The following is a 20,761-nucleotide window of genomic DNA, read 5'->3' as shown; positions in this document are numbered from 1 at the left end:
ATTACACGCTTCGATCCCGCGCGTCAGCGGGCGCTTTCGCGGCGTCGCCGGGGCGGCTATTCACGCGGGATGAGCCAGACCGCCGCCCCCGACGTCTCCGTCGTCGTGCCCGTCCACGACGAGGCCGGTGCGGTCGGCCCGCTGGTCGAGGAGATCGCCGCCGCCTTCACGGGGCGGAACTACGAGATGATCTTCGTCGACGACCGAAGCCGCGACTCGACCCTGATCGAGCTGAAGGCGCTGAAGGCGCTTCACCCCCAGCTTCGTGTGTTGACCCATCCGTCCAATGCGGGCCAGAGCCGGGCGGTGCGATCCGGCGTGCTGGCGGCGAGGGGCGCGATCGTGGTGACCATGGACGGCGACGGCCAGAATCCGCCCGCCGACGCGCCGCGTCTGGTCCAGGCGCTGATGGACGCGCCTCCCGAGGTCGCCCTGGTCGGCGGCGTCCGCGCCAGTCGCCAGGACACCGAGGCCAAGCGCCAGGCCTCGGTCTGGGCCAACCGCATCCGCCGCCGCCTGCTGGGCGACGACGCGGCGGACACCGGCTGCGGGCTGAAGGCCTTCCGTCGAGACGCCTTCCTGCGGCTGCCCTACTTCGATCACATGCACCGCTATCTGCCGGCGCTGATGATCCGCGAAGGATGGCGCAACCTCTACCTCGACGTCGGCCACCGCCACCGCGAGACCGGCCGGTCGAAGTACACCAACCTGGACCGGCTGATCGCGTCGCTGTCCGACCTGCTGGGCGTCATGTGGCTGAAGACGCGCGCCCGGAACCCCGGCGCGGTCCAGGAGGTCTGAGGGCCTCGCCCGCGCGGCGATTCAGCTTGGCGGTTGGGCACGAACGCGGGTATCCAGCGTTAACCCTGCCTGTGGGCCAGAGAGGACCGAGCCATGCTCATCGCCCTTCCGCTGCTGGTGATCCCCGTCATCCTTTACAACATCGTGGCGCTTACGGGCGGCGCGGCCCTGGCGGACGAGCGCCTGCGCGAGCCGATGTTCTCCATCGGCATGGCCTCGGGCGCCCAGTGGAATGTGGGGGCGGGCGACCTGATCCTGTTTCTGGCGCTGATCCTTCTGTTCTTCGAGCTGCTGAAGTCGACCTCCAGCCAGAAGGTGGCGATCGTCAATCACGCCCTGTCGATGATCCTGTTCGTCATCTGCCTCGTCGAGTTCCTGCTGCTGCGCGGCTTCGCCACCTCGACCTTCTTCCTGATCGTGGCGATGGTCATGCTGGACGTGCTGGCGGGCTTCATCGTGACGATCATCGCCGCCCGTAAGGACCTCGACTTCGGGGCGGTTTGACGAGTTTCCAAAGGAGCGCGGACCTCCAGGTCCGCCAAGGATCGTCGCATCTCGGGTTTCGCGGACCTGGAGGTCCGCGCTCCAGATCAGCCGAACGCGACGAAGATCAGCGCGATCACGGTCACGTCGACGGTGCGGGCGAGGAAGGCGAGCATTTGGCGGTCCCGGGATGGAGGCGTTCGCCGCCCTCACAGCAAGGACCGTGCCGGGTCTCAGACGTCGGATTTGGTGACGGTCCCCGGTTTCGGACGCCGTTCCGCGGGGCCGGAATGCTGGGCCTTCAGATAGCCGCTGCGGGCCGCGTCCAGCACCGGCGGCCCGCCCTTCAGGCCGCGCCGCTGACCCTCCTGACCCATCAACTGGGCGGAAAACGCCGGGTCCGCGGGCGTGGATTTCCGGGTGCCGGCCGCCATCGGCGCGGCCTCTTCGGTCGCAGGCGGATCGACCGGCGCCAGGGCCCGCCCCGACGCTCGACGATCGCGCGCGCGCCGATCGGCCTCGCGGCGGTCCTCGTCGCTCATTTTCGGGCGGCGTCGCCGGCCAGACGGTCGAGCTGGGCGCGCATCTCGTCCATCTGACGGCGCATCTCGGCCAGGCCGTCGTCGGCGGCAGGAGCCGCGGTCTCTTCGGACTTGGGCGCGGCGGGCATCCCGGCGGCGAAGCCGGGCCACATCCGCATGGCCTGCTCGAACATCTGCATGTTGCGCCGCACCGCCTCGTCAAGCAGGCCCGCGCCCGGGGCTCCGCCAAAGGCCTGCTTGAACTGGCCGCGCAGCTGCTCCTGCTGCTTGGCGAACGTGTCCAGCGACATCTCCAGATAGCTGGGCAGGACCGACTGCATCTGCCCGCCGTAGAAGCCGATCAGCCGACGCAGGAACTGCACCGGCAACAGGGCCTCGCCTCGGCTTTCCTCCTCGAAGATGATCTGGGTCAGGATCTGCCGGGTCAGGTCCTCGCCCGACTTGGCGTCGTGGACGGTGAAGTCCTGACCGGCGCGGACCATCCGGGCCAGGTCCTCCAGCGTGACGTAGGCGGACGTGGCGGTGTTGTAGAGCCGCCGGTTGGCGTATTTCTTGATGACGATCGGCCGGGTTTCCCCGGAGTTGGCATCGGTCACGCGGCGCCCCTCGAAACGGTCGGTTCCCGCACTATCCCGCAGCGCGGCGCCGGACGCCAGCCCGGAATGGTCAGGCCATGGCCGGGGCCAGAACCACGCCCACCAGGACCGCGGTCCAGTGCACCGTCGCGCCCGTCACCACGAAGCCGTGCCAGATGGCGCGCCGGAACTTCACCTTCGGACTGATGAAGACGAAGACCCCGGCGGTGTAGATCAGCCCGCCGATCACCAGCAGGATCAGGGCGGCGGGGTGCACCGTGTCCAGCATGGGCTTCAGCGCGAACACCGCCAGCCAGCCGAAGGCGACGTAGACCGCGCTCCAGATCGCGTCCGACAGACGCGGCGCCCACAGCTTGGCCAAGGCGCCGCCGATGCCCAGAGCCCAGACCAGCAGGGTGAAGCCGATCGCCCAGCCGCCCTCGAACCTCTGGGTCGTGAAGGGGGTGTAGCTGCCGGCGATCATCAGGAAGATCGCCGCCTCGTCCAGCCGCCGCAGCACCGGCCGCGCGGCGCAGGGGCGGGTCTGGTTGTAGACGGTCGAGGCGACTAGCATGGCGATCAGACACAGGGCGTAGACGGCGGTCGCCACCACGGTCCCCACGCCGGCATAGATCGCGGCCAACACCGCAAGGACCACGCCGCCGACGGCCGCCAGAGTCAGGCCCACGACGTGCACCACCAGATCGGCGGTCTTCTCCGCAGGCGTGCGATAGTGTTCTTCCATGTCCAGGGCGTCGGGAACGGCGACCCGGCCGAGTAGGGATTTCAGTCGCATCGGCATGGCCCTTTCTAAGCCCGCGGCTCCGACATCGTTCCCTCATCCTGACGCGAAGGGGATGACGGTCCGCTGAACGAAGCGCTTCCGAGGGTCGAAACGCGCCGGCCTGCGGCTCCCGCGCCACACTTTCCAGTTCCCTAACGTCAGCTTTTCAACGGGTTGAGCCGAAAGCCTTCGGTTCGACGACGCGATCTGCCGCGACGCCGTGAGCGTGGCCATGCCGCAGGAACGGCCCTAGACTGCGAGCATGGACCTGCTCGACATCCTCACCATCGGGGTCATCGTCGCCGTGGCGATCACGCTCGGCTTCGGCATCCGCTCGCTTTACCAGACCGACGCCGGGGCCCGGTCGCGGTCCAACAGGCTGATGCGCCTGCGCGTCGCGCTGCAGGCGGTGGCGGTGCTCCTGCTGGTCGTCGGCATGTGGTGGAAATCCACCCAGGGGGGCTGAGATGGTCGTCCTGAACCGCATCTACACCCGCACAGGCGACGACGGCACGACGCGGCTGGCGACCGGCGAGGCGGTGTCCAAATGCGACCCGCGCGTCGCCGCCTACGGCACGGTCGACGAGCTGAACTCAATGATCGGCGTCGCCCGCCTGCATTCGGGCCAGAACGATCGCATCGACGCGGCGCTGGGCCGGATCCAGAACGAGCTGTTCGACCTCGGGGCCGACCTGGCCACCCCGCTGGAGCCCGCGCCCAAGTGGGAGGCGCTGCGCATCGTCGACGCCCAGGTCGAGCGGCTGGAATCCGAGATCGATGGGATGAACGAGAGCCTCAAGTCCCTGGACAGCTTCATCCTGCCCGGCGGCTCGGCCCTGTCGGCGCATCTGCATCTGGCCCGCACCGTCTGCCGCCGCGCCGAGCGCGACGCCACAGCCATGGTCGAGGCGGGACGCGAAGCCACGCCGGCGGCCTTGCGCTATCTCAACCGCCTGTCCGACTGGCTGTTCGTCGCCGCCCGACGGGCGAACGCGAACGGGGCCGACGACGTGAAGTGGGTTCCCGGCGCGACCCGCTGACGCTGCGTCCGTTTCTGACGCACCCGTCGCCCATGCTTGCATGATCGGCGTTGGCGAGACGCCACGGTGATGGAAATGAGAGTCTTTTTTTTCGACTCTCACGCTCGCGGCGGCGCTACTGCGCGGCCTCTGCGGCGGCCAGCGCCGCGCGCTGGCGTTCGGCGTCGGCGGCGACGGCCCTCTCGTTTGCGGCCAGCTGGCGCTCGATGGCGACCAGCTCGCGGTTCTTCTGGCGAGAGGCTTCCTCGCGGCTGACGCCGTTGGGCCGGCCGGTGATCTCGGCGATGGCGATGGGCTGGGCGCAGACGCGGCCCTCGCGGTCCCACCACTTGCCCTGTTCCTCGCAGCGGTCGCCCGGCGCCCGAACCAGCTGGTCATAGGCCAGGACCAAGCCGAACGAGCAGGCGAAGGCCACAAGGAACAGGACGCTCAGGCGCTTGAAGGTCAGCAGACGATGCATAGGCGCTCCCAGCCGTTACGTCGGGTCACGTTGACAGGCCCGGTCGGTCGGTCCAATCCCTGCCGCCAGATTTCGGCATTTCGATGGATGATCCGATGAAGGTTCTCGTCCCCGTCAAACGGGTGATCGACTACAACGTCAAGGCCCGCGTGAAGGCCGACCAGACCGGCGTGGATCTGGCCAACGTCAAGATGAGCATGAACCCCTTCGACGAGATCGCCGTCGAGGAGGCCGTGCGGATGCAGGAAGGCAAGGGCGGCCACGCGGCCGGCACGGCCACCGAGATCGTCGTCGTCTCCATCGGCCCGTCGCAGGCGCAGGAGACCATCCGCACCGCGCTCGCCATCGGCGCGGACCGCGGCATCCTGATCCAGTCCGACGCGGACCTGGAGCCGCTGGCCGTCGCCAAGCTGCTGAAGGCCGTGGTCGAGGAGGAGAAGCCCGACCTGGTCCTGATGGGCAAACAGTCGATCGACGGCGACAACAATGCGGTCGGCCAGATGCTGGCCGCCCTGCTCGACTGGCCCCAGGCCACCTTCGCCGGCAAGCTGGCGATCGACGGCGGCAAGGCCGTGGTCACGCGTGAGGTCGACGGCGGCCTGCAGACCGTGGCGGCCCAGCTGCCGGCGGTGGTCACCGTGGACCTGCGCCTGAACACGCCGCGTTATGCCTCCCTGCCCAACATCATGAAGGCCAAGAAGAAGGAGATCGCGGTGAAATCGGTCGCCGACTGGGGCGTCGACGTCGCGCCGCGCCTGACGGTCGTCAAGGTCACCGAGCCGCCCAAGCGCTCGGCCGGGATCAAGGTGGCCGACGCCGCCGAGCTGGTTTCCAAACTGAAATCCGCGGGAGCGCTCTGATGGCCGTCCTCGTCATCGCCGATCACGACGGAACTACCGTTCGCGACACCACCCACAAGACCGTGACCGCGGCCAAGGCCCTGGGCGGAGACGTCCACGTTCTGGTCGTGGGGCAGGGGGCAAAGGGCGTGGCCGACCAGGCCGCGAAGATCGACGGCGTCTCCAAGGTGCTGCTGGCCGAGAGCGCCGAGCTGGGCAAGACCCTGGCCGAGGCGGTCGAGGCGACCGTCCTGCCGCTGGCCGGCGGCTATGACGCCGTGCTGGCCCCGGCCACGACCGACGGCAAGAACTTCGCCCCGCGCCTGGCCGCCAAGCTGGACACAGCGCCGATCTCGGACATCATCGAGGTCGTGTCCCCCGACACCTTCGTGCGCCCGATCTACGCCGGCAACGCGCTGGAGACGATCAAGTCAGGCGACGCCAAGAAGGTCATCACCGTCCGTCCGACCGCCTTCACCGCAGCGGGCGAGGGCGGCTCGGCCTCCGTGGAGACGGTGGCCGGCGGCTCGGCGCCGAAGACCGACTTCGTCTCCGAAGAGATGGTCAAGTCCGACCGCCCGGAACTGGGCGCCGCCAAGATCGTGGTCTCCGGCGGCCGCGCGCTCGGCTCGGCGGAAGAGTTCCACGCCGTCATGGATCCGCTGGCCGACAAGCTGGGCGCCGCCGTGGGCGCCAGCCGCGCCGCCGTGGACGCCGGCTATGCCCCCAACGACTATCAGGTCGGCCAGACCGGCAAGGTCGTGGCGCCCGGCCTCTACATCGCCATCGGCATCTCCGGCGCCATCCAGCACCTGGCCGGCATGAAGGACTCCAAGGTCATCGTCGCCATCAACAAGGACGCCGACGCCCCGATCTTCCAGGTCGCGGACTATGGCCTCGTCGGCGACTACAAGACCGTCGTGCCGGAGCTGATGAAGGCGCTGGGTTGAAGACGCGGCCTGAGGCGAAACGTCGCCTTACGGACTTGTAATGAAATCGGGCCTCGACGTCAGGGGCCGGACGCTCTTGTAATCCCCGCCTCGGCCGAGGGGGCCGACCGTTCGGGGGTTGCCGCATGAGATCCGTTTCCCTGCTGGGCGTCAGCCTGGCCGCGCTGGTTCTGTCCGCCTGCGCCAGCACCGGTTCGTCCGAAGACGGCGCGGCCGCCGAGGCTCCGAAGGAGCGCAAGGCGCTGGTCCAGGGGCTGGATCCCGCCACGGTCGCCGACGCCTATCCTTCGACCTATCGCGGACTGCCGCGCGAGAACATGGCCATCGTCGGCGGCACGGTCTTCGACGGCGCGGGCCGCAAGATCGAGAACGGCGTGGTCATCGTCACCGACGGCAAGATCGCCGCCGTCGGCGACGCCTCGACCCCCGTGCCCGGCGGGCACCGCGTCGTCGACGCGCGCGGCCGCTTCGTGACCCCCGGAATCATCGACGTGCACAGCCACCTGGGCGTCTATCCCTCGCCCGGCGTGACTGGCATGAGCGACGGCAACGAGGCGACCCAGCCGAACACCGCCGAGGTCTGGGCCGAGCATTCGGTCTGGCCCCAGGATCCGGGCTTCAACACCGCCCGCGCCGGCGGCGTGACCACGCTCCACATCCTGCCGGGCTCGGCCAACCTGTTCGGCGGTCGCGGCGTGACGCTGCGCAACGTGCCGTCGGTGACCATGCAGGGCATGAAGTTCCCGGGCGCTCCCTACACCGTGAAGATGGCCTGCGGCGAGAACCCCAGCCGCGTCTACGGCGGCCGCAACTCCTCGCCCGCGACCGGCATGGGCAACATGGCCGGCTATCGCGCCGCGTTCATTTCCGCGAGGGATTACAAAGACAAATGGGACCGCTGGCGCGAGACGGGCGAGGGGACGCCGCCGACCCGCAACCTCGAGCTCGACACCCTGGTGGGCGTGCTGGACGGGTCGATCCTGATCCAGAACCACTGCTATCGCGGCGACGAGATGGCGTTGATGATCGATATGTCGCGCGAGTTCGGCTACAAGATCACGACCTTCCACCACGCCACCGAGGCCTACAAGGTCGCGCCGTTGCTGGCGCGCGAGAACATCTGCGCGGCCATGTGGACCGGCTGGTGGGGCTTCAAGATGGAGTCGCTGGACGGCATCGAGGAGAACGTCGCCCTGGTCGACGCGCCGGAGGGCAGCTGCGCGGTCGTCCACTCCGACGACGCGGAACTTACCCAGCGCCTGAACCAGGAGGCGGCGGCCGCCTTGGCCGCCGGACGCCGCGCCGGCATGACGATCTCCGAAGAGCACGCCATGAGCTGGATCACCTCCAACGCCGCCCGCGCCATCGGCATCGACGACCAGACGGGATCGCTGGAAGCCGGCAAGCGCGCCGACGTGGTGATCTGGAGCGCCAATCCGTTCAGCGTCTACGCCCGCGCCGATCAGGTGTTCGTGGACGGCGGCCTGGCCTTCGACCGGAACGATCCGAACTACCAGCCTCTGTCCGACTTCGAACTGGGCCAGCCCGGATATGGCCGGACGGCCGCCGGCGTCCGCCAGGGAGCCCGCTGATGATCCGTCGCACCCTTCTGATGGCCGCCGCCGTGATGGCCGTGGCCGGACCCGCCCTGGCGCAGGAAGTGACCGCCATCGTCGGCGGCCGGGTCCACACCGGCACGTCGGTGATCGAGAACGGCACCGTCGTCATGCGCGACGGCCGCATCGTCTCGGTCGGAACCGGCGCCGCCCCCTCGGGCGCCCGCGTGATCGACGCCGCCGGCAAGGTGGTGACGCCCGGCATCGTGGCCGTCGATTCCGGCCTGGGCGGGTCGGAGGTGTCGTCGGTCGGCAATGACCTGTCGAACGCGTCGAACACCCTCAGCGCGGCCTTCGACGTGTCGTATGGGCTCGACCCCTGGTCGATCACCCTGCCGACCGCGCGTCTGGGCGGGGTGACCCGCGCCATCGTGGTGCCGAACCATCCGGGCTCCTCGGGCGGCCATTACCACGAGGAGGACACCGCCGGCGCGGGCGAGGGGGGCTATCACACGCCGGGCCTGTTCGCCGGTCAGGCGGCCGTCATCCATCTCGGTCAGGGGAGCGACATTCTCGTCCGCCCGCGCGTGGCCATGGTCGCGCCCTTCGGCGACGCCGGAGCCGGCGTGGCGGGCGGGGCCCGCGGGGCCGAGTTCACCCTGTTCAAGGAGACGATGGCCGAGGTCCGCCTCTATGCCCGCAACAGGTCGTCCTATGAGCGCGGCGGCCTGCGTGACCTCAGCCTGTCCCGCGCCGATCTAGAGGCACTGATCCCCGTGGCCGAGGGGCGCATGCCCCTGATCGTCACGGTGCACCGGGCGTCCGACATCCTGCAGGTGCTGCGTCTCGCGGACGAGGAGAACATCCGCGTCATCCTGGACGGCGCCGAGGAAGGCTGGATGGTCGCCGACCAGATCGCCGCGGCGAACGTACCGGTGCTGCTGAATCCGCTGACCAACCTGCCCGGCAATCTGGAACGGCGCGGCGCGCGGATGCAGAACGCCGCCGCCCTGCACGCCGCCGGGGTCGTCGTCGCCATCAAGGGCAACGAGGGCTCCAACCACCGGGCGCGCGAGACCCGCTACAACGCCGGCAACGCCGTGTCGCACGGCCTGCCGCACGACGCGGCGATCGCGGCCATCACCACCAATCCGGCGCGCATCTTCGGCATGGGGGACCGGTTCGGGACCCTGTCGGCGGGGGCGGAGGCCGACGTGGTGGTCTGGTCCGGCGACCCGCTGGAGCCGCTGAGCCAGCCCGTGGCGGTGTTCGTGCGGGGCCAGGAGCAGCCGCTGACGGCGCGCAACCTGCTGCTGCGCGACCGTTATCGCACCGGCGGCGAGGGGGCGTATCCGCCGGCCTACGGGCGCTGAGGCGGGCGACACATTCGGCAGGACAAAAGCGGGACATTCGCGGCCACAAGGACGAGGACGACCGCCATAAACGCCACAGGGGCAAGGGGCGGCGCGGCAAGCCGCCCCAAGCCGTCAAGTCGCGGGGCGCCACTCGATCCGCAGGGTCGTCGTCGTCTGGGACGGCGCCTCGAACTGGGTGAAGGTCCAGCCCATTTCCGGCTCGCCGAGGCCGTTCTCGCCACGGACGCGTCGGACCACGCGCCGACCGTCCGTCCACAGCGGATAGGAGTCCCGGACGTTCCACGTCAGGTCCATGGCCTCGGCATGGGCAAGCAGCGCCTCGTCCACGGCTGTGATTCGCGCTGACGGGCCGTCCACCTCCACCGCGCAGGGCACGTATGGGGTCGCTGGGATCACGCGGACCCAGCCGTTGGACAGGGCCTCGCGCGTCGGGGCGGCCGGCGTGCCCATGTCGCGACAGCCGGTCTCCAGCGCTTCGATCACCAGCAAGGCCTCGGCTTCCGGAGACAGAACGGGCGTCGGCGCGGTCGGGTCCGGCCGGGGCGGCAGGCAGCCGCAGGCGGGCCGAGGGGCGGCGGCGCAAGCCGACAAAGCGATCAGGGCGGCGAAAGCGATGGGGCGCATGGGCGGTTCCTCCAGCTTTGAGCCCGAGCCTAGCCGCTTTCGTTCACTCCGGCGAAGCTTCGGTTCCTGACGGCGCGGCGGGCGGCGTCTTCGCGGGGCAGGCGCGGGGGATGTGCAGGATCGAGCCCGTGCCGCCCAGCCGCACCGGCGGCTGATAGATGGCCATGGCCGGCCGGCAGCCGTCGGCGTCCAGCACCGGCTCGCCGAGGGCGGCGCATCCGGTCGCCAGAAGAGCGGCGACGCACAGGGTCAGGACGCGCAAACGGCCACCTCCGGCTGCGGAAGGACCCATCAGGCCTTTCTGAGCACACGCGGTCAAGAGGGGCCCGTCGGCCTGACCGACGGCTCACTCCGGGGGCCCGCCTTCCTCCTGAAAGTCCGCGTCCGTCTCGGCCGATTGAAGGCCTTCCAGAAAGAGAGGCTCTTCCACGGCGAAGAAGTTCACCCGATCCGGCGCCTCCTCGGCCGGGACGACTCCGGCGTAGACGCCGCCGAGAGCGGACGTCCTGTGCCATAGCTGAATCCGCTCCCCGTCCGGCCCGTCCACCAAGACGGTCGCAAAGCCCGCGTTCAGGTAAGCCGTCTCCACCGCTTGACGCACGTCGCCCACATCGAGGCTCTGGCCACCGCACTGGCCCGGAATGCCGAAGATCATGACGGCGGCGTCGTCGCCCGTCGGCGTGGGATGAAAGACCCACGCCATCGACATCTGGCCGAAGACGAGTTGAAAACCCGCGCCGGGGCCATCGGCGACGATCTCTTCAAAGGTCGTCGGCTCGACCTCGGGCCTGAACGCTTCCTCGGCCTTGCCCACGCACCACAGCGCACCGCGGACGGCGGCGTCGGTCGTCTCTTGAGCGGTCTGCGCCTGGACGACGCCCGCCGAGGCCCAGACCAGACCGGCCAGGGCGGCGGCGCGCATCACGCCTCGGTCAGTTCCTGGGCGCGCTCGGCCAGGATGGTCAGGCCGGCGGGGGTCACGTCGGCGAAGCCGCCGTGGACCTCGAACCGGCGGCGCGTGCCGCCGTCGATCACGACGACCGTGCCTTCCTTCAGCGCCGTCATGAAGGGCGCGTGGTCGGCCAGGACGCCGAAGTCGCCCTCCACGCCCGGGGCGTCGACCTGGTCCACCAGGCCCGAGAAGACCTCGCGCTCGGGCGAGACGAGGGAGAAGTTCAGTTTGCCGGCCATGTCAGTTTTCCTTGGAGCCCATCGCGACGATCACCGTCGCCACGGGTCCTTCAGCTCCAGAATCGTTCACCGCGAAGATCGGCACAGCGTCGGACTGATCATCGAGCAGTCCGTACAGCGTGTGATGCCCTTCCGGCATGTTGCGTTCGTCGAGAAGCGTCGCGCCGGGGCGCCCGAGAATTTCTGCGCGAAGCTCATCGACGACCCCCAGAACCGGGGTGGCGAGGTTGATCTGCACGAAGCAGGTGTTGCCGCTTGGAGCGACGTCGACGATCACGCCCGTCGCGGCGTGCACCCGTCCGGAGAAGATTCTCTGGCCACCGGTGACGAGGGCGTCACGCCGCACGTCCAGCCATCCCTCAGCCGTCGGATCGACGGAGTGCGGGATCAGAGCTTCTCCGTGGATGCGCTCGGCGCAGAAGCCAAGCACCGCTTCCCGGAAGACTCGCGGCGTTTCGACGGGGTCGATGCGGGCTTCCTGGGCCGCGGCGACCGTGGCGCACAGCGAGGCGGCCATCATCGCCGGGATGACGGCCGTCGTCTTCATCAGGCCGCGTCCGCGGCCAGCTTCTGGGCCTTCTCGACGGCTTCCTCGATGGCGCCGACCATGTAGAAGGCCGCTTCCGGAAGGTGGTCGTATTCGCCGGCGACGATGCCCTTGAACGAGCGGATCGTGTCTTCCAGCGAGACGAACTTGCCCGGCGAGTTGGTGAACTGCTCGGCCACGAAGAAGGGCTGGGACAGGAAGCGCTGGATCTTGCGGGCGCGCGACACGATCAGCTTGTCGTCTTCCGACAGCTCGTCCATGCCCAGGATGGCGATGATGTCCTTCAGCGCCTTGTACTGCTGCAGCACTTCCTGAACCGAACGGGCGACGCGGTAGTGCTCCTCGCCGATGACCAGCGGGTCCATGATCCGCGAGGTCGAGTCCAGCGGGTCCACGGCCGGGAAGATGGCCTGGGCGGCGATGTCGCGGCTCAGCACGGTCGTCGCGTCCAGGTGGGCGAACGAGGCGGCGGGCGCCGGGTCGGTCAGGTCGTCGGCGGGCACGTAGATGGCCTGGACCGAGGTGATCGAGCCCTTCTTGGTCGAGGTGATCCGCTCCTGCAGATTGCCCATCTCGGTCGCCAGGGTCGGCTGATAGCCCACCGCCGAGGGGATGCGGCCCAGCAGCGCCGACACTTCCGAACCGGCCTGGGTGAAGCGGAAGATGTTGTCGACGAACAGCAGCACGTCCTTGCCTTCCTCGTCGCGGAAGTATTCGGCCTGGGCCAGGCCCGTCAGGGCGACGCGGGCGCGGGCGCCGGGAGGCTCGTTCATCTGGCCGTAGACGAGGGCGCATTTCGAGCCTTCGGTCGAGCCGTTGTTCTTGGTCGGGTCCACGTTCACGTTGGACTCGATCATCTCGTGATACAGGTCGTTGCCTTCGCGGGTGCGCTCGCCCACGCCGGCCAGAACCGAGTAACCGCCGTACGCCTTGGCGATGTTGTTGATCAGCTCCTGCATGGTCACGGTCTTGCCCACGCCGGCGCCGCCGAACAGGCCGATCTTGCCGCCCTTGGTGTAGGGGCACATCAGGTCGATGACCTTGATGCCCGTCACCAGGATTTCGGAGCTGGTCGACTGCTCCTCGAAGCTGGGCGCCTCGCGGTGGATCGGGCGGAACATCGTGGTCTTGATCGGGCCCTGCTCGTCGATCGGCGCGCCGACGACGTTCATGATCCGACCCAGCGTGCCCGGGCCGACCGGGGCCAGGATGGAGTTTCCGGTGTCGGTCACCGGCTGGCCGCGGGTCAGGCCTTCCGAGGTGTCCATGGCGATGGTGCGGACCATGTTCTCACCCAGGTGCTGGGCGACCTCGAGCACGAGGGTGAACGGCTCGCCCGTCTTCTGGTCGATGTTCTGGGTTTCCAGCGCCGACAGGATGGCCGGCAGGTGGCCGTCGAACTCCACGTCCACGACGGCGCCGATGACCTGAGCGATGCGGCCCGTGGCGGCGGCCGTAGGCTTGGCGGCGGCGGCCTTGGGCGCTTTCGGAGCGGCGGGCTTGCGGGCAGCGGGTTTCTTGGCGACGGCGTCGGTCATGAGGTGCTTTCGGGGTCGTCTGGGATATAAGGGGTCAACGGATGAATTCGAGGGGGACGCGGATGTTGTTCAGTGCCGCCCATGCTTGGTCGGCCGTCACGATCCGGTCCCCGCGCGCCTCGCCCAAGGCGAGACAAAAGCGATCGCCCAGCGAGAGCTTGGGGCGTTTCAATTCGGCGGCGCGGGCGGCCTGATCATAGTCCGGCGCGGCCAGTTCGATGCCTAGACCGTCGATGATGCGACGCGCGGCGGCGAGGTCGCCGCGCCCGCTTGCGACGTAGTCACCCATCACTTCAGCCGCGTTGACGGTCGAGACGAGGGCCCCGGCTAGGCGCGCTTCCGCATTGGGGCGGCCGGGCTCGTCGTAGACGATCGCCAGGAGGGCCGAGGTGTCGAAGACGTTCATTCGCCGCGCTCCGCCTCGGCCCGACGTTCGGCGAGGAAGGCGTCCACGCGACCCTTCGGCATCTCTCCGCCGAAGGCCTCTCGAACCATCGCCTGCACCCGCGCCACACGCTCGCGCACCTCGGGGGGAACCGGCGGCAGGTCTTCCAGTCGCGGAACCTCGGCCCGACGCGTGCGGGGAATGGCGAGGTGGATCAGCTCGCGCACCTCAGCCTCCATGCTGCGCCCATGCTGGGCGGCCCGCACGCGCAAGGCGGCGAGGTCTTCATCCGGAATGTTGCGAACCGTCAGGACGCCCATGGTCGTAAGTTAGGTCTTGCTAGCGTTGCTGTCAATGCTGTCAGATCAGAGCGCTTCGGCGCCGGCGATGATCTCGATCAGTTCGGTGGTGATCTGGGCCTGGCGCTTGCGGTTGTATTGCAGGGTCAAGCTCTGGATCAGGTCGCCCGCGTTGCGGGTGGCGTTGTCCATGGCGCCCATCTGGGCCCCGAAGAAGCTGGCCTGGTTTTCGTACATCGCCGCAAGGACCTGGGTCGTGACGTTGCGCGGCAGGATGACGTCCAGGATCTCCTCCTCGGACGGTTCGTACTCATAGACGGCGCCGTTCAGGTCGATGGGGGCGGCGTCGCCGTCCACCACCGCCGGGATCAGCTGTTTGGCGGTCGGCACCTGGGCGATGACCGACTGGAAGCGGCTGTAGAACAGGGTCACGACGTCGGCGTTCCCGGCCTCGAACTCCTCGGCGATCAGCTGGGCCACCGGCTCGGCGGCGGGCAGGCCGACGGTCTTGTGCTCGCTCATCTCGAAGGTGCGGATCAGCTTGTCGCCGTACAGGCGGGTCAGACCGTCGCGGACCTTGCGGCCGACGGCGACGATGCGGACGTCCTTGCCCTGCGCCACCAGCGTGTTGATCCGCTCGCGCGCGGCGCGGATGACGTTGGTGTTGAAGCCGCCCGCCAGACCCTTGTCGCCCGTGGCGACGACGATCAGGTGCTTCTGGTCGCGGCCGGTGCCGGCCAGCAGCTTGGGCGCGCCGTCGCCCGACACGCCGGCCGCCAGATTGGCGATGACGGCGGCCATCTTGCGGGCATAGGGACGCGCGCTCTCGGCCTGGTCCTGGGCGCGCTTCAGCTTGGCCGCGGCGACCATGTTCAGGGCCTTGGTGATCTTCTGCGTGGACTTCACGCTTCCGATCCGATTGCGCATTTCCTTGAGGCTGGCCATCGGGCGCTACTCTTTCAGCTTCCGGGGGTCAGGTCAGGCGAAGGTCTTGGTGAAGGCCGCCAGCACGTCCTTCAGTTCGGTTTCCAGCTCGGACGTCAGATCCTTCTTGGTCCGGATGCCTTCCAGCAGGCCGGGGTTGGAGGACTTGATGCGGGCCAGCAGTTCGCGCTCGAAGCGGCCGATGTCGCCGACCGCGATGCCGTCCAGCCAGCCGCGCGTGCCGGCATAGATCGACACGACCTGCTCTTCCATCGTCAGCGGGCTGTACTGCGGCTGCTTCAGCAGCTCGGTCAGACGCGCGCCGCGGGCCAGCAGCTTCTGGGTCGAGGCGTCCAGGTCCGAGCCGAACTTGGCGAAGGCCGCCATTTCCCGGTACTGGGCCAGCTCGCCCTTGATGGTGCCGGCGACCTTTTTCATCGCCTTCGTCTGGGCTGAGGAGCCCACGCGCGACACCGAGATGCCGACGTTCACGGCCGGGCGGATGCCCTGGTAGAACAGGTCGGATTCCAGGAAGATCTGGCCGTCGGTGATCGAGATCACGTTGGTCGGGATGTAGGCCGACACGTCGTTGGCCTGGGTCTCGATCAGCGGCAGGGCGGTCAGCGAGCCCGAGCCGTAGTCGGCGTTCAGCTTGGCCGAGCGCTCCAGCAGGCGCGAGTGCAGATAGAAGACGTCGCCCGGATAGGCTTCGCGGCCCGGCGGACGGCGCAGCAGCAGGGACATCTGGCGATAGGCCACGGCCTGCTTGGACAGGTCGTCATAGACGATCAGGCCGTGCATGCCGTTGTCGCGGAAGAACTCGCCCATGGCGGTGCCGGCGAACGGGGCCAGGAACTGCAGCGGGGCCGGCTCCGACGCGGTGGCGGCGACCACGATGGTGTATTCCAGCGCGCCCGACTCCTCGAGCGTCTTGACGATCTGGGCGACGGTCGAGCGCTTCTGACCGATGGCCACGTAGATGCAGTACAGCTTGGCCGACTCGTCGTCGGTGGCGTTGACCGACTTCTGGTTCAGGATGGTGTCGATGGCGACGGCGGTCTTGCCGACCTGACGGTCGCCGATGATCAGCTCGCGCTGGCCGCGGCCGATCGGGATCAGGGTGTCGATGGCCTTCAGGCCCGTCTGCATCGGCTCGTGCACCGACTTGCGCGGGATGATGCCGGGGGCCTTGACGTCCACGCGACGACGCTCGGTGAAGGTGATCGGGCCCTTGCCGTCGATCGGCTCGCCCAGCGGGTTGACGACGCGGCCCAAGAGGCCCTTGCCGACCGGCACGTCCACGATCTCGCCCAGGCGGCGGACTTCGTCGCCCTCGGCGATCTGGGCGTCGGCGCCGAAGATCACCGCGCCGACGTTGTCGCGCTCCAGGTTCAGCGCCATGCCCTTCACGCCGGCCTTGGGGAACTCCACCATCTCGCCGGCCTGGACGTTGTCCAGACCGTGGATGCGGGCGATGCCGTCGCCGACCGACAGCACCTGGCCGACGTCGGAGACGTCCGCCTCGACGCCGAAGCCGGCGATCTGCTGCTTGAGGATGGCCGAGATTTCAGCGGCGCGGATGTCCATCGTGGTCTCTTTCGTCTTCGTCTTCGCGAGCGCCGGGGCGCCGAGTGGTTAGGCGCGCTTGAGCGCGAACTTCATTTGATCGAGCTTGGTCTTCAGCGAGGCGTCGAACAGCTTCGAGCCGACCTTGACCTTCAGGCCGCCCAGGATCGACGGATCGACGCGGGCGGTGAGTTCGGGAGCCTTGCCCAGCGCCTTCAGCAGGGCCGAGCGGACGTGGGTCAGTTGCGCGGTCGACAGCGGCTGGGCCGAGACGACCTCGGCCGCCACCACGCCGGTCTTCTTGGCGTACAGACGCTCGAAGCCGACGATCACGCCCATCAGGTCGCGGGCGCGGCCGTTCTGGGCCAGCAGGCCCAGGAAGTTGCGGGTCGTGACGTTGAACTTCGCCTTGTCGGCGACGGCCAGCAGGCCCCGCGACACGTCTTCGGACTTCAGAACGGGCGAGGTCAGCAGGCGGCGCAGGTCGGCGCTCTCGCGGTGGGCTGCGCGCAGCGACTTCAGGTCCGCGCGCACGGCGTCCAGCGCGCCCGTCTCGTCGGCCAGGTCGAACAGCGCCTGGGCGTAGCGGTCGCCGACTTCGGTCGTTCTGAATTCGTCGGCCACCTGAATCCGTTCCGCCAGTGCGTTTGCATCAAGACCGGGAGCGAGGTGTCCCGCTCCGGCCGAAAGGCTTGAAAATGCTCGGGTAAAAGCACGCCGTGGGCGCGGCCTCGCGGTCCCGCCCTTGCAAGCCGGGCGCCTGATAGCACCCTCGCCCCTCGACCGCAACCGATGCGGCCGGCGTCGCGCGGACGTCACGGATCGGCCTATGCTGGACGCCCGCCCCTCACCCCCCGCGAGCGCCGCCGATGCGTATGCCTGCCCTGCTGACCGTTCTGGTCCTGTGCCTGACCGGCCCCGCCCTCGCCCAGGCGCCCGATCCTGTGCGGGCGGTCACCTACAACGTGCGTTACGACGCCGCGGCCGACGACCCGGGCTGGACCGTCCGGAGGCCTCATCTGGTCGCACAGCTCGTCTTCCTCGACGCCGACCTGATCGGGGTGCAGGAGGCTCTGCCGCACCAGGTCGTGCATATGGCCGAGGGCCTGCCCGGGCACGATCATTACGGGGTCGGGCGGGACGACGGGGCGGATGCGGGCGAGACCACCACGCTGTTCTGGCGCCGCGACCGGTTCGAGGCGTTGAGCCGCGAGACCTTCTGGTGTTCGCCCACGCCGGACCGGCCGTCGAAGGGCTGGGACGCCGCCCTGCCCCGCACCATCACCCGCGTGGTGTTACGCGACCGACTGGACGGCGAGGTCTGGGACGTGCGCAACACCCATTTCGACCACGTCGGCCAGGAGGCCCGCCTGCGCTGCGCAGAGCAGATCGCGAGCCTGGAGCCCGCACCGGGCGCCAGGCTGATCGTCATGGGCGACTTCAACACCGGACCGGAGACCGACCCCTACCGCGCCCTGATCGCCTCGGGCCTGAGCGACGCCCGCGTGGTCAGCCCTGCGGCGTTCGGTCCCACCGGCACCTACAATGCCTTCGACGCGACCAGAGGACAGGGCGCCCCGGCCATCGACCACATCTTCGTCGGTCCAGGCTTGTCGGTTCTGAGGGTCGGCGTGTTGACCGACACGATCGGCGGGAAAGCCATTTCCGACCATTTTCCGGTGGCCGCGGACGTGTGGGCGACGGCGGCGGGCGAACACGGTCCTTGATCCGGGCCGCGGCGCCGCTTAGCGCTTAGCCTCCCGTCTCCAAGGATCCCGCCACGACCATGCTCGACAGCATCACGCCGCTTCTTTCCGACCCGGCCGCCTGGGCCGCCCTCGTGACCCTGGTGGTGATGGAGGTGGTGCTGGGCATCGACAATCTGATCTTCATCTCGATCCTGTCGAACAAGCTGCCCGAAAACCAGCGCCAGCGCGTGCGGCGCATCGGCATCGGCCTGGCGCTGGTCATGCGTCTGGCCCTGCTGTCCATCATCGCCTGGCTGGTGGGCCTGACCGCCACGGTCGTGGACCTCGGCATCGTCGGCCCGATCGGAGAGCACGGCGAACCCGCCTTCGAGACCCAGTTCAGCTGGAAGGACCTGATCCTGATCGCCGGGGGCCTGTTCCTGGTGTGGAAGGCGACCAAGGAGATCCACCATTCGGTCGACCCCGTCCCGTCCGACCACGACGTGCTGGACAAGAAGTCGGTGGCCATCAACAACGCCGGCTCGGCCATCTTCCAGATCATCCTGCTGGATCTGGTCTTCTCGATCGATTCGATCCTGACCGCGGTGGGCATGACCGATCACCTGCCGATCATGGTGGTGGCGGTTCTCGTGGCCGTGGCCGTGATGCTGTTGGCGGCCGACCCGCTGGCCAACTTCATCAACAACAACCCGACCGTGGTCATGCTGGCCCTGGGCTTCCTCCTGATGATCGGCATGGTTCTGATCGCCGACGGCTTCGGCGTGCACGTGCCCAAGGGCTACATCTACGCCGCCATGGGCTTCTCGGCCCTGGTCGAGGGGCTGAACATGTGGAGCCGCAAGTCCAAGGAGCGGAAGACGGCGACGGGCGGCGGGGCGCACTGACGCCCCGGCCGGGCGCGGGTCGTCAGCCGGCGAACTGCGCGAAGGCCGTCAGCACCTGCTCATAGACCGCGCGCTTGAACGGCACGATCAGGGCGGGCGTTTCGTCCAGGCGGGCCCAGCGCCAGGCGTCGAACTCCGGCTCGCCGTGCGACTCCAGATCGATCTCGGCGTCCGTGCCGGTGAAACGATAGGCGAACCAGACCTGCTTCTGGCCCTTGTGGCCCCATTTGGCGCGCGGCCCGCCCAGATCGGGCGGAAAGTCGTAGGCGATCCAGCCGGGCGTCCGGTCCAGATACGCGGCCGAGCGGACGCCGGTCTCCTCGAACAGCTCTCGGCGGGCGGCGGTCTCCAGATCCTCGCCGTCGTCGACGCCGCCCTGGGGGAACTGCCAGCGCCAGGGGCCGGGCGTGTGAATCCGGTGGCCCAGCCACACGCGCCCGTCGCCGTTGAACAGGACCACGCCGACGTTGGGGCGATAGAGGGAAAGATCCCGTTCCACCTCAGCCGGCGCGGGTCATGGCGCTGGCCGGCGCAAGCTGCAGGCCGCGTGCGTCCAACCCGGCGGCCCAGCGCGCCGCGGCCTCGACCGTGACGGGGTAGCCGAAGCCGGCGCCCAGGGCCCCGCCGCGCTGTTTGGCCAGCGCCTCGACCGCGTTCAGCCGCCCCAGGATGGCGGCCGGGGTCTGCACCTCGTCGACCACGTGGTCCGCCGTGGCGCGGGCCCAGGCGCCGGGCCGGCGCCGCGCCACGCCGTCGTCGACGAAGGCCACGCCGCGTCGCCGCAGCTCGCTCATGAAGGCCGAGAAGCCGGCGTCGGAGGTGACGAAGCGGTCGCCGAGATAGTTCATGACGCCGAAATAGCCGGTCACGCGGCTGAGCAGCCACGGCAGCTTGGCCTCCACGTCCGCCGCTCCGCCGGACGCCAGCAGGGTGTAGGGGCCGGGGTCGTTGTCGGGATAGCCGGTCGGCTCCATCGGGATTTCGATCATCACCTCATGGCCATGGGCGCGGGCCAGGTCGATCCAGCCCTGCAGGCCCTCGGCATAGGGCACGAAGCTGAGGGTGATCTCCGGCGGCAGGCGCTCGATGGCGGCGCGGGTGGTCACGGCGTTCAGGCCCAGACCGCCGACGATCAGCGCCACGCGCGGCCGTCCGTCGCCGCGGAAAGGCCGGGCATAGGCCTGGGCCGGCACGCGGCCGTCCGAGCCGATGACGGGCAGGGCGCCGTTGGGGCCCGGCTCGGTCAGTCCGGCCAGCGGGGCCTGAACCAGCGGTGAGGCTGGGATCAGGCGCGGCGCGGTGATCGCGGCGCCGGCGCCGGAGACGGTCGCGCCGTCCGGCAGGGTGATCGTCGCCTCGCCGACCAGGGCGTCGGGCCCGGCGGCCAGGTCCTGATAGGCGCCGCCGATGCCGGCGGTGAAGGCCTCCATGCCGGTGGGCGCGGTCTCGACGCGCGCCTCGCGCTTCAGACCGATCCGGGCCGACGGGGCGCCCGCCGACGGGTCGCCCAGCACTGAGACGAACAGGGCCACGGCTCCGAACAGCAGCACGGCCGAGGCCGCCACGGCCACCGGCGGCCGCTTCAGGAAGGCGAGCACGGTTCCCAGCGCCGGCTTGACACTGCGGCGTTCGGGCGGACGCCCGGCCGAGGCGGCGAGCGCGGACTGGCGTTTGGCGAACATGGTCAC

27 protein-coding genes are annotated in these 20,761 nt (G+C 69.2%); 10 read left to right on the top strand and 17 right to left on the bottom strand.

Annotated elements, in window-relative coordinates; genetic code table 11:
• Window positions 1–69 precede the first annotated feature (69 nt).
• Window positions 70–801 (top strand): glycosyltransferase family 2 protein, encoded by a 732-nt coding sequence (locus VGN45_RS03745; RefSeq protein ID WP_327459478.1) that lies wholly within the window; start codon window positions 70–72, stop codon window positions 799–801.
• A 93-nt stretch (window positions 802–894) separates the two neighbouring features.
• Window positions 895–1,305 carry a hypothetical protein gene (locus VGN45_RS03740; protein WP_327459476.1) on the top strand — a complete coding sequence of 137 codons (411 nt, stop codon included), beginning with the start codon at window positions 895–897 and terminating at the stop codon, window positions 1,303–1,305.
• Between the two features lie 212 nt (window positions 1,306–1,517).
• Here the strand turns inward: VGN45_RS03740 and VGN45_RS03735 are convergent, their stop codons facing one another.
• The 3 genes from VGN45_RS03735 to trhA form a co-directional block, all read right to left on the bottom strand.
• Complete coding sequence (locus VGN45_RS03735; protein WP_327459474.1) at window positions 1,518–1,826, bottom strand: hypothetical protein; 309 nt, start codon at window positions 1,824–1,826, stop codon at window positions 1,518–1,520.
• Complete coding sequence (gene phaR, locus VGN45_RS03730) at window positions 1,823–2,422, bottom strand: polyhydroxyalkanoate synthesis repressor PhaR (RefSeq protein ID WP_327459472.1); 600 nt, start codon at window positions 2,420–2,422, stop codon at window positions 1,823–1,825. The genes VGN45_RS03735 and phaR overlap by 4 nt, the downstream gene beginning before the upstream one ends.
• A 70-nt stretch (window positions 2,423–2,492) precedes the next feature.
• Window positions 2,493–3,203, bottom strand: coding sequence for a PAQR family membrane homeostasis protein TrhA (gene trhA / locus VGN45_RS03725; RefSeq protein ID WP_327459470.1), 711 nt, complete (start codon window positions 3,201–3,203; stop codon window positions 2,493–2,495).
• A gap of 244 nt (window positions 3,204–3,447) precedes the next feature.
• Between trhA and VGN45_RS03720 the strand changes: the two genes are divergently transcribed.
• Both VGN45_RS03720 and VGN45_RS03715 read left to right on the top strand, forming a co-directional pair.
• The gene (locus tag VGN45_RS03720) at window positions 3,448–3,651 is read left to right on the top strand and encodes a twin transmembrane helix small protein (RefSeq protein ID WP_327459468.1); all 204 of its coding nucleotides are present in this window, start codon (window positions 3,448–3,450) and stop codon (window positions 3,649–3,651) included.
• 1 nt (window position 3,652) lies between these two features.
• Entirely contained in the window at window positions 3,653–4,225 is a 573-nt protein-coding gene (locus tag VGN45_RS03715; RefSeq protein ID WP_327459466.1) for a cob(I)yrinic acid a,c-diamide adenosyltransferase, read from the top strand.
• Window positions 4,226–4,340: 115 nt separating this feature from the next.
• Here VGN45_RS03715 and VGN45_RS03710 read toward each other — a convergent pair whose 3' ends face one another.
• Window positions 4,341–4,685: a hypothetical protein gene (locus VGN45_RS03710; protein WP_327459463.1), complete on the bottom strand. Its 345-nt coding sequence runs from the start codon at window positions 4,683–4,685 to the stop codon at window positions 4,341–4,343.
• 95 nt (window positions 4,686–4,780) lie between these two features.
• On the opposite strand from VGN45_RS03710, the gene VGN45_RS03705 reads away from it, so the two are divergent.
• The 4 genes from VGN45_RS03705 (at window position 4,781) to VGN45_RS03690 (ending at window position 9,403) form a co-directional block, all read left to right on the top strand.
• Entirely contained in the window at window positions 4,781–5,545 is a 765-nt protein-coding gene (locus VGN45_RS03705; RefSeq protein ID WP_327459462.1) for an electron transfer flavoprotein subunit beta/FixA family protein, read from the top strand.
• Entirely contained in the window at window positions 5,545–6,474 is a 930-nt protein-coding gene (locus VGN45_RS03700; protein ID WP_327459460.1) for an electron transfer flavoprotein subunit alpha/FixB family protein, read from the top strand. Before VGN45_RS03705 ends, VGN45_RS03700 begins: the two co-directional genes overlap by 1 nt.
• A 125-nt stretch (window positions 6,475–6,599) precedes the next feature.
• The gene (locus VGN45_RS03695; protein WP_327459457.1) at window positions 6,600–8,066 is read left to right on the top strand and encodes an amidohydrolase; all 1,467 of its coding nucleotides are present in this window, start codon (window positions 6,600–6,602) and stop codon (window positions 8,064–8,066) included.
• On the top strand, window positions 8,066–9,403 hold the full coding sequence (locus VGN45_RS03690; protein WP_327459455.1) for an amidohydrolase family protein: 1,338 nt from the start codon (window positions 8,066–8,068) through the stop codon (window positions 9,401–9,403). Before VGN45_RS03695 ends, VGN45_RS03690 begins: the two co-directional genes overlap by 1 nt.
• A gap of 114 nt (window positions 9,404–9,517) precedes the next feature.
• Here VGN45_RS03690 and VGN45_RS03685 read toward each other — a convergent pair whose 3' ends face one another.
• From VGN45_RS03685 to VGN45_RS03635, 11 genes are all read right to left on the bottom strand, one after another.
• Window positions 9,518–10,030 (bottom strand): hypothetical protein, encoded by a 513-nt coding sequence (locus tag VGN45_RS03685; protein ID WP_327459453.1) that lies wholly within the window; start codon window positions 10,028–10,030, stop codon window positions 9,518–9,520.
• Window positions 10,031–10,073: 43 nt separating this feature from the next.
• Window positions 10,074–10,292 (bottom strand): hypothetical protein, encoded by a 219-nt coding sequence (locus tag VGN45_RS03680; protein ID WP_327459451.1) that lies wholly within the window; start codon window positions 10,290–10,292, stop codon window positions 10,074–10,076.
• Between the two features lie 84 nt (window positions 10,293–10,376).
• Window positions 10,377–10,952, bottom strand: coding sequence for a hypothetical protein (locus VGN45_RS03675; protein ID WP_327459449.1), 576 nt, complete (start codon window positions 10,950–10,952; stop codon window positions 10,377–10,379).
• Complete coding sequence (locus VGN45_RS03670) at window positions 10,952–11,221, bottom strand: ATP synthase F1 subunit epsilon (RefSeq protein WP_327459447.1); 270 nt, start codon at window positions 11,219–11,221, stop codon at window positions 10,952–10,954. Before VGN45_RS03670 ends, VGN45_RS03675 begins: the two co-directional genes overlap by 1 nt.
• A 1-nt stretch (window position 11,222) precedes the next feature.
• Window positions 11,223–11,768, bottom strand: a complete 546-nt coding sequence (locus VGN45_RS03665) for a hypothetical protein (protein WP_327459445.1) — start codon at window positions 11,766–11,768, stop codon at window positions 11,223–11,225.
• Window positions 11,768–13,306: a F0F1 ATP synthase subunit beta gene (atpD, locus tag VGN45_RS03660; RefSeq protein ID WP_327459443.1), complete on the bottom strand. Its 1,539-nt coding sequence runs from the start codon at window positions 13,304–13,306 to the stop codon at window positions 11,768–11,770. Before atpD ends, VGN45_RS03665 begins: the two co-directional genes overlap by 1 nt.
• Before the next feature lie 34 nt (window positions 13,307–13,340).
• The gene (locus tag VGN45_RS03655; RefSeq protein WP_327459442.1) at window positions 13,341–13,712 is read right to left on the bottom strand and encodes a PIN domain-containing protein; all 372 of its coding nucleotides are present in this window, start codon (window positions 13,710–13,712) and stop codon (window positions 13,341–13,343) included.
• Window positions 13,709–14,011, bottom strand: coding sequence for a FitA-like ribbon-helix-helix domain-containing protein (locus VGN45_RS03650; protein ID WP_327459441.1), 303 nt, complete (start codon window positions 14,009–14,011; stop codon window positions 13,709–13,711). The genes VGN45_RS03655 and VGN45_RS03650 overlap by 4 nt, the downstream gene beginning before the upstream one ends.
• 45 nt (window positions 14,012–14,056) lie before the next feature.
• The gene (locus VGN45_RS03645) at window positions 14,057–14,935 is read right to left on the bottom strand and encodes a F0F1 ATP synthase subunit gamma (protein WP_327459440.1); all 879 of its coding nucleotides are present in this window, start codon (window positions 14,933–14,935) and stop codon (window positions 14,057–14,059) included.
• 33 nt (window positions 14,936–14,968) lie between these two features.
• Window positions 14,969–16,501, bottom strand: a complete 1,533-nt coding sequence (gene atpA / locus VGN45_RS03640) for a F0F1 ATP synthase subunit alpha (RefSeq protein WP_327459439.1) — start codon at window positions 16,499–16,501, stop codon at window positions 14,969–14,971.
• Between the two features lie 48 nt (window positions 16,502–16,549).
• Complete coding sequence (locus tag VGN45_RS03635) at window positions 16,550–17,104, bottom strand: F0F1 ATP synthase subunit delta (protein ID WP_327459438.1); 555 nt, start codon at window positions 17,102–17,104, stop codon at window positions 16,550–16,552.
• A gap of 245 nt (window positions 17,105–17,349) precedes the next feature.
• Here VGN45_RS03635 and VGN45_RS03630 point away from each other — a divergent pair, with 245 nt between their 5' ends.
• Both VGN45_RS03630 and VGN45_RS03625 read left to right on the top strand, forming a co-directional pair.
• Window positions 17,350–18,207, top strand: a complete 858-nt coding sequence (locus tag VGN45_RS03630; protein ID WP_327459436.1) for an endonuclease/exonuclease/phosphatase family protein — start codon at window positions 17,350–17,352, stop codon at window positions 18,205–18,207.
• Between the two features lie 59 nt (window positions 18,208–18,266).
• Entirely contained in the window at window positions 18,267–19,073 is an 807-nt protein-coding gene (locus tag VGN45_RS03625) for a TerC family protein (protein WP_327459434.1), read from the top strand.
• Between the two features lie 22 nt (window positions 19,074–19,095).
• On the opposite strand, the gene VGN45_RS03620 is transcribed toward VGN45_RS03625, so the two are convergent.
• Both VGN45_RS03620 and VGN45_RS03615 read right to left on the bottom strand, forming a co-directional pair.
• Window positions 19,096–19,572: an RNA pyrophosphohydrolase gene (locus tag VGN45_RS03620; RefSeq protein ID WP_327459432.1), complete on the bottom strand. Its 477-nt coding sequence runs from the start codon at window positions 19,570–19,572 to the stop codon at window positions 19,096–19,098.
• A 1-nt stretch (window position 19,573) separates the two neighbouring features.
• Window positions 19,574–20,755, bottom strand: a complete 1,182-nt coding sequence (locus VGN45_RS03615; protein ID WP_327459530.1) for a divergent polysaccharide deacetylase family protein — start codon at window positions 20,753–20,755, stop codon at window positions 19,574–19,576.
• Window positions 20,756–20,761: the final 6 nt, after the last annotated feature.

Source organism: Brevundimonas sp., from assembly GCF_035999125.1.
Taxonomy (GTDB): domain Bacteria; phylum Pseudomonadota; class Alphaproteobacteria; order Caulobacterales; family Caulobacteraceae; genus Brevundimonas.
The sequence above is the reverse complement of the archived record's forward strand: the minus strand, read 5'-3'. Positions and strand labels throughout refer to the sequence as shown.